The organism is Citrobacter sp. CK198, from assembly GCF_030333295.1.
GTDB classification, from domain to species: domain Bacteria; phylum Pseudomonadota; class Gammaproteobacteria; order Enterobacterales; family Enterobacteriaceae; genus Citrobacter_B; species Citrobacter_B koseri.
This window is the reverse complement of record NZ_JAOWGE010000035.1, coordinates 671,105-686,612: the sequence shown is the minus strand read 5'-3', so window position 1 is coordinate 686,612 and position 15,508 is coordinate 671,105. Positions and strand designations below refer to the sequence as shown.

The window sequence follows — 15,508 nt, the reverse complement described above, 5'->3', positions numbered from 1 at the left end:
CAAAATACCCGGGATGTTTTTACAGGCCGGATAAGGTGTTCACACCGCCATCCGGCATATATGCGCTGTTCTGCCGGATGTCAGCTGCGCCTTATCCGGCCAACGTATGAACCAGATTCAATAACGGATACGGTCTGCCAAGATCGTCTACCTCTGAACGTCCTGTCACTTTAAATCCCATCTTTTTGTAGAACCCAACCGCTTGTTCATTCTGTTCGTTAACGTTGGTTGTTAACTCGGGGGCCAGCGTAAACGCATGCTCAACCAGCAATTTCCCTACGCCGCAGCCACGAACGTCGGGATCGACAAACAGGGCATCCATGTGCTGCCCGGTCAGCAGCATAAACGCGATGGGCTCATCCTGCTCTGTCACTGCCACCCATAACGGCGCTTCTGGTAAAAAAGAACGCACCAGCTCTTCCAGCTCGCTCCGATAGGATGCAGACAGAAAATGGTGCGTAGCATCAACAGAACGACACCAGATAGCAATCAGTTTTTCCCCTTCATCCTGCCGCGATCGGCGAATGCTAATAACCATATTATCTCCTTTTCTTTGTGCTTATATTCTATCGTAAACACCGCCGTGAAACTTTCTCACCTTCAACATGCAGGCTCGACATTAGAAGAATTTCTGGGTATCTTCAGCTATCTGGATGTCTAAACGTTTAAACGTATGTAGTGAGGTTATCAGGTTATGCCAATTCGCGTGCTGGACGAGCTACCCGCCGTCAATTTCTTACGTGAGGAAAACGTCTTTGTTATGACGACATCCCGCGCTTCTGGTCAGGAAATTCGTCCGCTGAAGGTGCTTATCCTCAACCTGATGCCGAAGAAGATCGAAACGGAAAACCAGTTCCTGCGCCTGTTGTCAAACTCACCGCTTCAGGTCGATGTTCAGCTCTTGCGGATTGATGCCCGTGAATCGCGTAATACACCGGCAGAGCATCTGAACAACTTCTACTGTAACTTCGAGGATATCTGCGATCAGAACTTCGATGGGCTGATTGTCACCGGCGCACCTCTGGGCCTGGTGGAGTTTAATGATGTTGCGTATTGGCCGCAGATTAAGCAGGTGCTGGAGTGGGCGAAAGATCACGTCACCTCAACGCTGTTTGTCTGTTGGGCGGTACAGGCCGCGCTTAATATTCTCTATGGCATTCCGAAGCAAACCCGCACAGATAAACTTTCCGGCGTCTACGAACATCACATCCTTCATCCTCATGCTTTACTGACTCGTGGTTTTGATGATTCATTCCTTGCTCCGCACTCACGCTATGCCGACTTCCCGGCGGCGCTGATTCGGGACTATACCGACCTTGAGATCCTCGCGGAAACCGAAGATGGAGATGCCTACCTGTTCGCCAGCAAAGATAAACGAATCGCGTTTGTAACCGGTCACCCGGAGTACGATGCCCATACGCTGGCCAGTGAATATTTCCGGGATGTTGAAGCAGGTTTAAGTCCGAATGTACCGTACAACTATTTCCCGAAAAACGATCCGCAAAACAAACCTCGCGCGACCTGGCGCAGCCACGGTAATTTGCTGTTTACCAACTGGCTCAACTATTACGTCTACCAGATCACGCCATATGATCTGCGTCACATGAATCCAACGCTGGATTAATCTTCTGTAGCGCACGATCCTAAAGCGTTTCAGCATGTTGAAACAGGCACCTTCGGGTGCCTTTTTTATTTCTGAAATGCCGCTCATCTTGTAATTAAACTTTATTTTTATTGTTATCAATAAGTTAATTGATAATTAAATTAAAAATGGAAATTGTTTTTGATTTTGGAATTTAATTGAGTAGTCTTAGTTGTGCTGAACGAAAACCACACAACGATCCTTCGTTCGCATTGGGGATGTATTCGGATCAATGACGAGGAGCTGCATAATGAATCAACAGGCAACGACAACCGATGAACTGACCTTTACCAGGCCGCATGGTGAGCAGGAGAAGCAAATTCTGACCGCAGAAGCGGTAGAGTTTCTGACCGAACTGGTGACGCGTTTTACGCCAAAGCGTAACAAACTCCTCGCTGCTCGTATTCAGCAACAGCAGGATATTGATGACGGTAAGTTGCCTGATTTTATTTCGGAAACCGCTTCCATTCGTGAGGGTGACTGGAAAATTCGCGGCATTCCTGACGATTTACAGGATCGTCGCGTGGAAATCACCGGCCCGGTAGAACGTAAAATGGTGATTAACGCGCTGAATGCTAACGTGAAAGTGTTCATGGCTGACTTTGAGGATTCACTGGCGCCGGAGTGGAGCAAAGTGATTGATGGTCAGATCAACCTGCGTGATGCGGTGAACGGCACCATCAGCTACACCAACGAAGCCGGGAAAATCTATCAACTCAAGCCGGACCCGGCGTTACTGATTTGTCGCGTACGCGGTTTACACCTGCCGGAAAAACATGTGACCTGGCGTGGTGAAGCCATTCCTGGCAGCCTGTTTGATTTCGCTCTCTACTTTTTCCACAACTATAAAGCGTTGCTGGCAAAAGGCAGTGGCCCGTATTTCTACCTGCCGAAAACTCAAGCCTGGCAGGAAGCCGCCTGGTGGAGCGAAGTCTTCAGCTATGCCGAAGACCGTTTTAATCTGCCGCGCGGCACCATCAAAGCCACCTTGCTGATTGAAACGCTGCCTGCCGTCTTCCAGATGGATGAGATCCTGCACGCGCTGCGTGACCATATTGTTGGTCTTAACTGCGGCCGCTGGGATTACATTTTCAGCTATATCAAAACACTGAAAAATCACCCGGATCGCGTCCTGCCGGACCGTCAGGTGGTGACGATGGATAAACCGTTCCTCAGCGCCTATTCACGGCTGTTGATCAAAACCTGCCACAAGCGCGGCGCATTTGCGATGGGCGGCATGGCGGCGTTTATCCCGAGCAAAGACGCCGAGCGCAACAATCAAGTGCTCAACAAAGTGAAAGCGGACAAAGCGCTGGAAGCCAATAACGGTCATGACGGCACCTGGATCGCGCACCCGGGGCTGGCGGACACCGCGATGACGGTCTTTAACGAGGCGCTGGGCGAAAACCAGAACCAGCTGTTTGTTACCCGTGATGAAGATGCGCCCATTACTGCCGAACAGCTGCTGGCGCCCTGCGAGGGCGATCGTACCGAAGAGGGGATGCGTGCCAATATTCGCGTGGCGGTGCAGTACATCGAAGCATGGATTTCCGGTAATGGCTGCGTACCGATTTATGACCTGATGGAAGATGCGGCAACGGCTGAAATCTCCCGTACCTCTATCTGGCAATGGATTCATCACGAGAAAACCCTGAGCAACGGCAAACCCGTCACGAAAGCGCTATTCCGCCAGATGCTGGCCGAAGAGATGCTGGTGATCCAGGATGAGCTGGGAGAGCACCGCTTCAGCAGCGGGCGCTTTGATGAAGCCGCGCGCCTGATGGAGCAGATCACTACCTCTGATGAACTGATCGATTTCTTGACCCTGCCAGGCTACCGCCTGCTGGCTTAACTCACCACATAACAATATGGAGCATCTGCACATGAAAACCCGTACCCAACAAATCGAAGAGTTACAGAAAGAATGGACGCAACCGCGCTGGGAAGGCATCCGTCGCCCGTATAGCGCGGAGGAAGTGGTGAAATTACGCGGCTCGGTCAACCCGGAATGTACGCTGGCGCAGCTTGGCGCAGCCAAAATGTGGCGTCTGCTGCATGGCGACGCGAAAAAAGGCTACGTCAATAGCCTCGGCGCACTGACCGGCGGCCAGGCGCTGCAACAGGCGAAAGCGGGCATTGAGGCGGTCTATCTGTCCGGCTGGCAGGTGGCGGCGGACGCTAACCTGGCCTCCAGCATGTACCCGGATCAATCGCTGTACCCGGCAAACTCTGTTCCGGCGGTCGTGGATCGGATCAATAACACTTTCCGTCGTGCGGATCAGATCCAGTGGGCATCCGGCATTGAGCCTGGCGATCCGCGCTTTGTCGATTACTTCCTGCCGATCGTTGCCGATGCGGAGGCCGGTTTTGGCGGCGTACTGAACGCGTTTGAACTGATGAAATCGATGATCGAAGCCGGTGCAGCGGCTGTTCACTTCGAAGATCAGCTTGCATCGGTGAAGAAGTGCGGCCATATGGGCGGCAAAGTTCTGGTGCCGACGCAGGAAGCCATTCAGAAACTGGTGGCTGCGCGTCTGGCGGCTGACGTGATGGGCGTACCGACGTTGCTGATTGCCCGTACCGACGCGGATGCGGCAGATCTGATAACCTCCGACTGCGACGCGTACGACAGTGAATTTATTACCGGCGAACGCACCAGCGAAGGCTTCTTCCGCACGCGTGCCGGTATTGAGCAGGCGATCAGCCGTGGGCTGGCGTATGCGCCTTACGCAGACCTGGTGTGGTGCGAAACCTCCACGCCGGACCTTGAACTGGCGAAGCGCTTTGCCGATGCCATCCATGCGAAATACCCGGGTAAACTGCTGGCCTACAACTGCTCGCCGTCGTTTAACTGGCAGAAGAACCTGGACGATAAAACCATCGCCAGCTTCCAGCAGCAGCTGTCGGACATGGGCTACAAGTACCAGTTCATCACCCTGGCGGGCATCCACAGCATGTGGTTCAACATGTTCGATCTGGCACATTCCTATGCGCAGGGTGAAGGCATGCGCCACTATGTTGAGAAGGTTCAGCAGCCAGAATTTGCGGCGGCCAAAGACGGTTACACCTTCGTGTCCCATCAGCAGGAAGTGGGGACAGGCTACTTCGACAAAGTGACCACCATTATTCAGGGCGGTACCTCCTCAGTGACGGCATTAACGGGTTCTACTGAAGAATCGCAGTTCTGATTCATGCCGGATGGCGCTTACGCTTATCCGGCCTACCCCGAACCGTAGGCCGGATAAGGTGCTTGCTCCGCCATCCGGCAACCGATGAGGACAAACCATGTCGCGTGGCCTGGAATTACTGATTGCTCAAACCATCCTGCAAGGCTTTGACGCGCAGTATGGTCGATTTCTGGAAGTGACTTCCGGCGCGCAGCAGCGCTTTGAACAGGCCGACTGGCATGCCGTGCAGCAGGCGATGAAAAGCCGTATCCACCTCTACGATCATCACGTTGGTCTGGTGGTGGAACAGTTGCGCTGCATTACTGACGGCAAAAGCACCGATGCGGCCTTTTTACTGCGTGTCAAAGAGCATTACACCCGGCTGTTGCCGGATTACCCGCGCTTCGAGATTGCGGAGAGCTTTTTTAACTCCGTCTACTGTCGGTTATTTGACCACCGCTCGCTCACTCCCGAGCGGCTTTTTATCTTTAGCTCCCAGCCTGAACGCCGGTTTCGCACGATCCCGCGCCCGCTGGCGAAAGATTTCTTCCCCGATCACGGCTGGGAACCGCTGTTGACGCGTATTCTCAGCGATCTACCGCTGCGTTTGCCCTGGCAAAACAAAAGCCGTGATATTCATTACATCATTGCTCACCTGACGGAAGCGTTCGGAGCGGAGGCTTTGCACCGCAGCCATTTGCAGGTGGCGAATGAGCTGTTTTATCGCAATAAAGCCGCCTGGCTGGTGGGGAAGTTGCTGACCCCAGCCGGCACGTTGCCGTTTTTGCTGCCGATTCATCGCACCGATGAAGGCGAACTGTTTGTCGATACCTGCCTGACCACCACGGCTGAGGCCAGTATCGTGTTTGGTTTTGCCCGTTCCTACTTCATGGTGTACGCGCCGTTGCCTGCCGCGCTGGTTGAGTGGCTGCGTGAGATCCTGCCAGGTAAAACCACCGCCGAGCTGTACATGGCGATTGGCTGTCAGAAGCATGCGAAAACCGAGAGCTATCGCGAGTATTTACTGTATCTGGCGAACAGCGATGAGCAGTTTATTGAAGCGCCCGGTATTCGCGGCATGGTGATGCTGGTGTTTACGCTGCCGGGCTTTGACCGGGTGTTTAAGATCATCAAGGATACGTTTGCCCCACAAAAGGAGATGTCGGCCGCCCATGTGCGCGCCTGCTATCAACTCGTTAAAGAACACGATCGCGTCGGGCGGATGGCCGATACGCAGGAGTTCGAGAACTTTGTGCTGGAGAAGCGGCGAATCGCGCCAGCGCTGATGACGCTGTTGCGCCAGGAGGCGCCGGAGAAAATCATCGACCTTGGCGATCAGATAGTGATTCGCCATCTCTACATTGAGCGTCGTATGGTGCCGCTGAATATCTGGCTGGAGCAGGTGGAGGGCCAGCAACTGCGTGACGCGATTGAAGAGTACGGCAATGCGATTCGCCAGCTTGCCGCCGCCAACATCTTCCCCGGCGACATGCTGTTTAAAAACTTTGGCGTCACCCGCCACGGGCGCGTGGTGTTCTACGATTACGATGAAATTTGCTATATGACGGAAGTGAATTTCCGCGACATTCCGCAAGCGCGCTACCCGGAAGATGAGCTGGCCAGCGAGCCCTGGTACAGCGTTTCGCCAGGGGATGTTTTCCCGGAAGAGTTTCGCCACTGGCTGTGCGCTGACCCAAGAATTGGGCCGTTATTTGAGGAGATGCACGCCGACCTGTTCCGCGCCGACTACTGGCGGGCGTTACAGACGCGTATCCGCGAAGGGCACGTGGAAGATGTTTACGCCTATCGGCGCAAACAGCGGTTTTGCTTCAGATTTGCGGCTTGACGCCCGGTGGCGCTACGCTTACCGGGCCTACACGTGACTGTAGGCTGGATAAGGCGCTTGCGCCGCCATCCGGCAAGCCTTGCTTATCTAAACCCGCCGTATGCCAGCGTGACTTCTTTCGCCGCTTTAATCACCATCGCGCCAAACTCGGTGACACGATCGTCAGTGATGCGGGAAATCGGCCCGGAAATTGAGATCGCGGCAAACGGCTCGCGGTGCTCGTCGTAAATGCACGACGCAACGCAACGCAGGCCAAGCGCGTGCTCTTCATCATCAAAGGAATAACCGCGTTTGCGCGTCTGGGCGAGGTCGTCTTTCAGATGTACCGGCGACACCAGCGTGGCGTGGGTATAGGCATGCAGCCCTTTACGGTGCAGCAGGCCAGTCACCTGCTCTTCGCTGAGTTGCGCCAGAAACGCTTTCCCGGCGCCGGAAGCGTGCATTGGCAGTTTGCCGCCGATGGGCGCAGACATGCGCATCAGCTGTGTGCACTGTACCTGGTCGATAATAATCGCCTGGTGATCGCTCTGATCCAGCACCGCCAGATTGACCGTCTCGCCGGAGTCTTCCATCAGTTTGCGCAGGATAGGATGGACAATCGCCAGCAGATTACGGCTCTGCAAAAAACTGCTGCCGACGATAAACGCATGGGCGCCCACGGCCCAGTGGCCCAGCTCTCCCACCTGTCGCACAAAGCCCTGCTGCTGCATGGTGGTCAACAAACGGTGTGTCGTGGAGTTCGGCAGGCCCGCCTGCTGCGCCAGTTCGGTCAGCGCGACGCTGCCGTTGGATTCGGCAATCCACTCCAGCAGCTTCAGGCCACGGGTCAACGACTGAACCTGCCCGGTTGCGGGCGCAGTGGCAGCGGCGGGTTTTCTACCGCGTTTCGCGGGGACAGGGGCAACCATGGCGGACTCCTTTTCTGTATCGTGGAAATCATTTTCGTTTTATTAAAATATAATGCAAGAATTCCTGCACTGATCGGAGGAGTGAAGCTGAACATGTCTCATGTTGCCCGTTGTTCTCTTTTCCGCCTGTCGTGTTTATGCCAGTATGGTTTGTTGGCCTTTTTTCGGTCCAGGTTGAGTGTTGTCGGGAGCAAGTCGTGAGCAGCAAAGTTGAACAACTGCGTGCGCAGTTAGATGAACGTATTCTGGTTCTGGATGGTGGCATGGGGACAATGATCCAGAGCTATCGCCTGAGTGAAGAGGATTTTCGCGGCGAGCGTTTTGCTGACTGGCCCTGCGATTTGAAAGGCAACAACGACCTGCTGGTACTCAGCAAGCCGGAGGTGATTACCGCGATTCATCACGCTTACTTTGAGGCGGGTGCGGATATCATCGAAACCAACACGTTTAACTCCACGACGATTGCGATGGCGGATTACCAGATGGAATCCCTGTCGGCGGAAATCAACTTTACCGCTGCGAAACTGGCCCGCGTCTGCGCCGATGAATGGACGGCGCGCACGCCGGAAAAACCGCGCTACGTTGCGGGCGTGCTTGGCCCAACCAACCGCACCGCATCCATCTCGCCGGACGTGAATGACCCGGCGTTTCGCAATATCTCCTTCGATCAGCTGGTCGCGGCCTATCGCGAATCCACTAAAGCGCTGGTGGAAGGCGGGTCAGACCTGATTCTGATTGAAACCGTCTTTGACACGCTGAATGCGAAAGCCGCCGTTTTTGCGGTGAAAGAAGAATTTGAAGCGCTGGGCGTCGAGCTGCCGATTATGATCTCCGGCACGATCACCGATGCGTCCGGGCGCACGCTCTCCGGCCAGACTACCGAAGCGTTTTATAACTCGCTGCGCCACGCCGAAGCGCTCACCTTTGGTCTTAACTGCGCGCTGGGGCCGGATGAACTGCGCCAGTATGTGCAGGAACTGGCGCGCATTGCCGAATGCTATGTCACCGCGCACCCGAATGCCGGTCTGCCTAACGCCTTCGGCGAATACGATCTTGATGCTGATACGATGGCGAAGCAGATCCGCGAGTGGGCGGAGTCGGGCTTTCTCAACATTGTCGGCGGCTGCTGTGGGACAACGCCGGAACACATTGCCGCGATGAGCCGCGCGGTTGATGGTTTAGCGCCGCGTAAACTGCCCGATATTCCGGTTGCCTGTCGCCTCTCTGGCCTTGAGCCGTTGAATATTGGCGATGACAGCCTGTTTGTAAACGTGGGTGAGCGTACTAACGTTACCGGTTCCGCTAAATTTAAGCGGCTGATCAAAGAAGAGAAATACAGCGAAGCGCTGGATGTCGCCCGCCAGCAGGTGGAGAGCGGCGCGCAGATTATCGATATCAACATGGATGAGGGGATGCTCGACGCCGAAGTCGCGATGGTGCGCTTCCTCAACCTGATTGCCGGTGAGCCGGATATCGCCCGCGTACCGATCATGATCGACTCCTCAAAATGGGAGGTCATCGAAAAAGGGCTGAAATGCATTCAGGGTAAAGGCATCGTTAACTCCATTTCGATGAAAGAGGGCGTGGAAACCTTTATCCACCATGCGAAGCTGCTGCGTCGCTATGGTGCGGCGGTGGTGGTGATGGCCTTTGATGAACAAGGGCAGGCCGATACCCGCGCGCGTAAGATCGAGATTTGCCGCCGGGCGTACAACATTCTCACCAAAGAGGTGGGCTTCCCGCCGGAAGACATTATCTTTGACCCGAACATTTTTGCCGTAGCGACCGGCATCGACGAGCACAACAACTATGCGCAGGACTTTATCGGCGCCTGTGAAGATATCAAACGCGAACTGCCGCACGCGCTGATCTCCGGCGGCGTCTCTAACGTCTCCTTCTCGTTTCGCGGCAACGATCCGGTGCGCGAAGCGATTCATGCGGTGTTCCTCTACTACGCCATCCGTAACGGCATGGACATGGGGATCGTCAACGCCGGGCAACTGGCGATTTATGACGACCTGCCCGCCGAACTGCGCGACGCGGTGGAAGATGTGATCCTCAATCGCCGCGACGATAGCACCGAGCGTCTGCTGGCGCTGGCGGAAAAATACCGTGGCAGCAAAGCCGATGATTCAGCCAATGCGCAACAGGCGGAATGGCGCAGTTGGGAAGTGAAAAAACGCCTTGAGTATTCGCTGGTAAAAGGCATTACCGAGTTTATCGAACAGGATACCGAAGAAGCCCGTCAGCAGGCGACGCGTCCGATCGAGGTTATCGAAGGGCCGCTGATGGACGGTATGAACGTGGTGGGCGACCTGTTCGGCGAAGGCAAAATGTTCCTGCCGCAGGTGGTGAAATCGGCCCGCGTCATGAAGCAGGCGGTGGCGTATCTGGAACCGTTTATTGAAGCCAGCAAAGAGCAGGGTTCCAGCAACGGTAAAATGGTTATCGCCACCGTGAAGGGCGACGTGCATGACATTGGCAAAAACATTGTTGGCGTCGTTTTACAGTGCAACAACTATGAAATCATCGATCTTGGCGTTATGGTGCCGGCAGAAAAAATCCTCAAAACCGCAAAGGAAGTGAATGCGGATTTGATTGGTCTCTCCGGCCTGATTACCCCGTCGCTGGATGAAATGGTCAACGTGGCGAAGGAGATGGAACGTCAGGGCTTCACCATCCCGCTGCTGATTGGCGGCGCGACCACGTCTAAAGCGCACACGGCGGTGAAGATTGAGCAGAACTACAGCGGCCCGACGGTCTATGTCCAGAACGCCTCGCGTACCGTGGGCGTCGTGGCGGCGTTGCTGTCTGAAACCCAGCACGATGAGTTTGTCGCCCGTACCCGTAAAGAGTATGAAACCGTGCGCATCCAGCATGCGCGCAAGAAACCGCGCACGCCGCCGGTGACGCTGGCCGTCGCGCGTGATAATGACCTGGCATTTGACTGGGAAAGCTATACACCGCCTGTCGCTCACCGTCTGGGCGTGCAGGACGTTGAGGCCAGTATCGAAACGCTGCGCAACTACATCGACTGGACGCCGTTCTTTATGACCTGGTCGCTGGCCGGGAAATATCCGCGCATTCTCGAAGACGAGGTGGTAGGCGAAGAAGCGAAACGCCTGTTTAAAGACGCCAACGACATGCTGGATAAACTGAGTGCGGAGAAGACGCTCAATCCGCGTGGCGTGGTGGGGCTGTTCCCGGCAAACCGTGTGGGTGATGATATCGAAATTTACCGCGATGAGACGCGTACCCATGTGCTGGCGGTCAGCCATCATCTGCGTCAGCAAACGGAGAAGGTGGGTTTCGCCAACTATTGCCTGTCTGACTTTGTTGCGCCGAAACAGAGCGGCAAAGAGGATTACATCGGCGCCTTCGCCGTCACGGGCGGTCTGGAAGAGGATGCGCTGGCAGAGGCATTCGAGGCGCAGCATGATGATTACAACAAGATTATGGTCAAAGCGATCGCCGACCGTCTGGCGGAAGCCTTTGCGGAATACCTGCATGAGCGGGTGCGTAAAGTTTACTGGGGCTATGCGGCGAATGAGAACCTCAGCAACGAGGAGCTGATCCGCGAAAACTATCAGGGGATTCGTCCGGCGCCAGGCTATCCGGCCTGCCCGGAGCACACTGAGAAGGGCACCATCTGGCAACTGCTGGACGTGGAAAAACACACCGGCATGAAGCTGACCGAATCTTACGCCATGTGGCCGGGCGCTTCCGTTTCCGGTTGGTACTTCAGCCATCCTGACAGCAAGTACTACACCGTCGCGCAAATACAGCGCGATCAGGTGGAGGATTATGCGCAGCGTAAAGGGATGACGGTCGCAGAGGTGGAGCGCTGGTTGGCCTCCAACCTGGGCTATGATGCCGACTAGTTCATAAAACTGTCATTTTTCCTTACAACAAACAGGGTGCTCATCGGGCGCCCTGTCTCTTTATTGTTTTGAAACCCTTATACTGGAAGAAGGTTCACGGGGCTGCTTGCCGGATGGCGGCGTAAACGCCTATCCGGCCTACAAATATCCCCGTACGCCATCCGGTAAAAAGGCTGAACATCATAATAATGATAAGGAGTACCTGATTCTGTGTTAACTCTGCTACACCTGCTTTCTGCTGTTGCCCTGCTGGTGTGGGGCACCCATATTGTGCGTACCGGCGTGATGCGCGTTTTCGGCGCTCGTCTGCGTACCGTTCTCAGCCGCAGTGTTGAAAAGAAACCGCTCGCCTTCTGCGCGGGTATCGGCGTTACTGCGCTGGTGCAAAGCAGTAACGCCACGACTATGCTGGTGACGTCATTTGTCGCCCAGGATCTGGTCGCCCTGACGCCTGCACTGGTGATTGTGTTGGGGGCCGACGTTGGGACCGCGCTGATGGCGCGTATCCTTACCTTTGATTTGTCATGGTTATCGCCGCTGCTGATTTTCATCGGCGTTATCTTCTTTTTGGGGCGTAAGCAGTCACGCGCCGGACAACTGGGGCGAGTGGGGATCGGTCTTGGCCTGATACTGCTGGCGCTGGAGCTGATTGTGCAGGCGGTGACGCCGATTACTCAGGCGAATGGCGTACAGGTCATCTTCGCCTCGCTGACCGGCGACATCATGCTGGATGCGCTGATTGGCGCCATGTTTGCCATCATCAGCTATTCCAGCCTGGCAGCCGTCCTGCTGACGGCCACGCTGACGGCGGCGGGCATCATATCGTTCCCGGTCGCGTTGTGCCTGGTCATCGGCGCCAACCTCGGTTCCGGCCTGCTGGCGATGCTCAACAACAGCGCAGCCAATGCCGCCGCTCGCCGCGTGGCGCTGGGCAGTCTGCTGTTTAAGCTGGTGGGCAGCCTGATTATCCTGCCGTTTGTCCATGTGCTGGCCGATACGATGGATGCGTTACCGCTGCCAAAATCCGAACTGGTTATCTACTTCCACGTTTTTTACAACCTGGCGCGGTGTCTGGTGATGATTCCGTTCGCCGAACCGATGGCGCGTTTCTGTAAACGTATTATCCGCGATGAACCGGAACTGGATGCCCATCTGAAGCCTAAACATCTGGATGTCAGCGCGCTGGACACGCCAACGCTCGCGCTGGCCAATGCCGCCCGGGAAGCGCTGCGCATTGGTGATGCGATGGAGCAGATGATGGAAGGTCTGAAAAAGGTGATGCACGGCGAGCCGCGCGAAGAGAAAGAGTTGCGCAAGCTGGCGGATGATATCAACGTGCTTTACACCGCCATCAAACTCTATCTGGCGCGGATGCCGAAAGAGGAACTGGCGGAGGAAGAGTCGCGGCGCTGGGCGGAAATCATCGAGATGTCCCTGAACCTGGAGCAGGCCTCAGATATCGTCGAACGGATGGGCAGCGAGATTGCCGACAAGTCGCTGGCGGCGCGGCGGGCGTTTTCCATTGAAGGGCTGAAAGAGCTGGATGCGCTGTATGATCAGTTACTCAGCAACCTGCAACTGGCGATGTCGGTGTTTTTCTCCGGCGACGTCACCAGCGCCCGACGTTTGCGTCGCAGCAAACATCGTTTCCGTATTCTCAATCGTCGTTATTCACATGCGCATGTGGATCGCCTGCATCAGCAGAACGTACAGAGCATCGAAACCAGCTCATTGCATCTGGGACTGCTGGGCGATATGCAACGCCTGAATTCGCTGTTTTGTTCGGTGGCTTACAGCGTGCTGGAGCAGCCGGATGAAGACGACGAGCGGGATGACTATTGATTGCTGATTGCCGGATGGCGGCGTGAAACGCCTTATCCGGCCTACGTTATAAGCACTATCCTGTAGGCCTGATAAGCGTAGCGCCATCAGGCATTTTACATTCTACATGGCGACAATCAGAAGCGATGGCCGGCTTCAAGAGGAACCGCTTCTTCACCCGCGTTGAACACATACGTCGTGTTCGGGCCGCCGAGCGTCGCCTGCCCCTTACTCACCTGAATCCAGTTGCCTTCCGGCAGGCCTATCACCGTTAACTCCGGCGCGACCACCAGCAGCTCGCGAATACGCTGTTCGCGGGTTTCGCCTTTGTGACCTTCCGGCAACGCGTTAGTGAAGTGCGGGTTAATCTGCAACGGGAACAGACCCAGCGCATCAAATCCTTGTGGGTCAACGATTGGCATATCGTTGGTGGTGCGAATGGTCGGACAGGCAAGGTTCGCGCCCGCGCTCCAGCCGATATACAACGCGCCACGCTTAACGGCAGCCACGATGGGCGCCAGCAGCCCACGTTCACGGCTCTCTTTTAGCAACTGGAAAGTGTTCCCACCGCCGACAATCACCACTTCCGCATCGGCAATCGCTGCGACCGGATCGGCAACGCTATGAATACCGGTCACTGAAACGCCGAGCGGCGCAAGGACTGCGGCGGTTTTCGCTGTGTAATCGTCCCAGGTTTGCGTGACGCCAGCAAACGGGAGAAACACCGCTGAACGGCGGCCATGCAGTTGTTCCGCCACCAGCGGCAGCGCGTGTTCCAGCCAGGCTTTTCCCGGCAGAGTGGAGTTACTCAATAACAGCAGTTCCATGACATCTCCAGTAATCAAAAAGTAAAAACATCCGTGATGCTACCACCGCTCATCTTACCGCTTGCTGATGTGGCTCACGATGTGGTTATCGATATTCTGGAACGCGTCTCGCAGGGGGATTTCGTGATGTCATCGACTTTATGATCAGCGGTGAGCCGCACTCCTGTCATTCGACGCTTTTTCCCTGACCGCAAGGTGCGGTATATTTCGCTTTTACAGGAGAATTTATGCTGCCCGACTCATCTGTCCGATTAAATAAATACATCAGTGAAAGCGGAATTTGCTCGCGTCGCGAGGCGGATCGCTACATTGAACAAGGGAATGTCTTCATTAATGGCAAACGCGCCACCATTGGCGATCAGGTGATGCCAGGCGACGTGGTGAAGGTGAATGGTCGGTTGATTGAGCCGCGCGAAGCGGAAGATCTGGTCTTTATCGCGCTGAACAAGCCGGTAGGGATTGTCAGTACCACGGAAGACAGCGAACGCGATAACATCGTGGACTTCGTGAACCATAGCAAACGTATTTTCCCGATTGGCCGCCTGGATAAAGACTCCCAGGGGCTTATCTTTCTTACCAATCACGGCGATCTGGTCAACAAAATCCTCCGTGCCGGTAACGATCACGAGAAAGAGTATCTGGTCACGGTTGATAAGCCGGTAACGGATGACTTTATTCGCGGTATGGGCGCAGGCGTCCCGATCCTCGGCACGGTGACCAAAAAGTGCAAGGTGAAGAAGGAAGCGCCGTTTGTTTTCCGCATTACCCTGATTCAGGGGCTGAACCGCCAGATCCGCCGCATGTGCGAGCACTTTGGCTATGAAGTGACGAAACTCGAACGCACGCGCATTATGAACGTGAGTTTATCCGGTCTGCCGCCCGGCGAGTGGCGGGATCTGACGGATGACGAACTCATCGCTCTGTTTAAGCTGATCGAAAACTCTTCATCAGAAGCCAAACCGACGTCGAAGGCGAAAGCGAAGCCGAAAACGGCGGGTATTAAGCGTCCGGTGGTGAAAATCGAAAAAACCAATGAGAAAGCGCGCCCGGCGTCAAACGGAAAACGCTTTACCTCGCCGGGGCGGAAGAAGAAAGGGCGTTAACGTCTGCCGCGCGTCGGCGTATTGGCCGACCAGGAAAACGACGCCTCAGTATCTGGTTTATAAGCCTGCTTTTTCTTCAACTGGCGGGCTTTTTTGGCCTCTGCTTCGCGCAGCGCCATTAACTTATCAATGTACTCCTTTTTCACGCTGTTGGTTTCCGCATTCGTGAGCGGACGGCCATGTGCAATGCGCGCGCGGTCGAGCAGCGTTTTCAGTTCACGCTGCTCGCGCTCGGTCATCTCTTTTTGGGTGATGCGTGGGAGTGCCATAAATGTACCCTCGGTCAGTCAGATAACCCAGTGTACGGCAAAGT

General features: G+C 55.3%; 11 protein-coding genes. 7 read left to right on the top strand and 4 right to left on the bottom strand.

Annotated elements, in window-relative coordinates; all coding sequences use genetic code 11:
- Positions 1-91 precede the first annotated feature (91 nt).
- Positions 92-538, bottom strand: coding sequence for an acetyltransferase (locus OGY62_RS20995; RefSeq protein WP_049010140.1), 447 nt, complete (start codon positions 536-538; stop codon positions 92-94).
- A gap of 156 nt (positions 539-694) precedes the next feature.
- On the opposite strand from OGY62_RS20995, the gene metA reads away from it, so the two are divergent.
- The 4 genes from metA to aceK all read left to right on the top strand — a co-directional run bounded on the left by metA (position 695) and on the right by aceK (position 6,655).
- On the top strand, positions 695-1,624 hold the full coding sequence (gene metA, locus OGY62_RS20990; RefSeq protein ID WP_012134677.1) for a homoserine O-acetyltransferase MetA: 930 nt from the start codon (positions 695-697) through the stop codon (positions 1,622-1,624).
- Positions 1,625-1,892: 268 nt separating this feature from the next.
- The gene (gene aceB, locus OGY62_RS20985) at positions 1,893-3,494 is read left to right on the top strand and encodes a malate synthase A (protein WP_286460493.1); all 1,602 of its coding nucleotides are present in this window, start codon (positions 1,893-1,895) and stop codon (positions 3,492-3,494) included.
- Positions 3,495-3,525: 31 nt separating this feature from the next.
- Positions 3,526-4,830 carry an isocitrate lyase gene (aceA, locus tag OGY62_RS20980; RefSeq protein WP_115626198.1) on the top strand — a complete coding sequence of 435 codons (1,305 nt, stop codon included), beginning with the start codon at positions 3,526-3,528 and terminating at the stop codon, positions 4,828-4,830.
- A 97-nt stretch (positions 4,831-4,927) separates the two neighbouring features.
- On the top strand, positions 4,928-6,655 hold the full coding sequence (gene aceK / locus OGY62_RS20975) for a bifunctional isocitrate dehydrogenase kinase/phosphatase (protein ID WP_115615260.1): 1,728 nt from the start codon (positions 4,928-4,930) through the stop codon (positions 6,653-6,655).
- 83 nt (positions 6,656-6,738) lie between these two features.
- Here the strand turns inward: aceK and iclR are convergent, their stop codons facing one another.
- Positions 6,739-7,563 (bottom strand): glyoxylate bypass operon transcriptional repressor IclR, encoded by an 825-nt coding sequence (gene iclR, locus OGY62_RS20970; RefSeq protein ID WP_047459716.1) that lies wholly within the window; start codon positions 7,561-7,563, stop codon positions 6,739-6,741.
- A gap of 197 nt (positions 7,564-7,760) precedes the next feature.
- Between iclR and metH the strand changes: the two genes are divergently transcribed.
- Both metH and OGY62_RS20960 read left to right on the top strand, forming a co-directional pair.
- Complete coding sequence (gene metH, locus OGY62_RS20965) at positions 7,761-11,444, top strand: methionine synthase (RefSeq protein ID WP_286460492.1); 3,684 nt, start codon at positions 7,761-7,763, stop codon at positions 11,442-11,444.
- Positions 11,445-11,654: 210 nt separating this feature from the next.
- On the top strand, positions 11,655-13,286 hold the full coding sequence (locus OGY62_RS20960) for a Na/Pi cotransporter family protein (protein ID WP_024130841.1): 1,632 nt from the start codon (positions 11,655-11,657) through the stop codon (positions 13,284-13,286).
- Positions 13,287-13,402: 116 nt separating this feature from the next.
- On the opposite strand, the gene pepE is transcribed toward OGY62_RS20960, so the two are convergent.
- Positions 13,403-14,092: a dipeptidase PepE gene (pepE, locus tag OGY62_RS20955; RefSeq protein WP_012134669.1), complete on the bottom strand. Its 690-nt coding sequence runs from the start codon at positions 14,090-14,092 to the stop codon at positions 13,403-13,405.
- A gap of 227 nt (positions 14,093-14,319) precedes the next feature.
- Between pepE and rluF the strand changes: the two genes are divergently transcribed.
- Positions 14,320-15,195 carry a 23S rRNA pseudouridine(2604) synthase RluF gene (gene rluF / locus OGY62_RS20950; protein WP_012134668.1) on the top strand — a complete coding sequence of 292 codons (876 nt, stop codon included), beginning with the start codon at positions 14,320-14,322 and terminating at the stop codon, positions 15,193-15,195.
- Here the strand turns inward: rluF and OGY62_RS20945 are convergent.
- Complete coding sequence (locus tag OGY62_RS20945) at positions 15,192-15,464, bottom strand: YjbD family protein (protein WP_012134667.1); 273 nt, start codon at positions 15,462-15,464, stop codon at positions 15,192-15,194. The two genes, rluF and OGY62_RS20945, sit on opposite strands and share 4 nt — an antisense overlap.
- Positions 15,465-15,508: the final 44 nt, after the last annotated feature.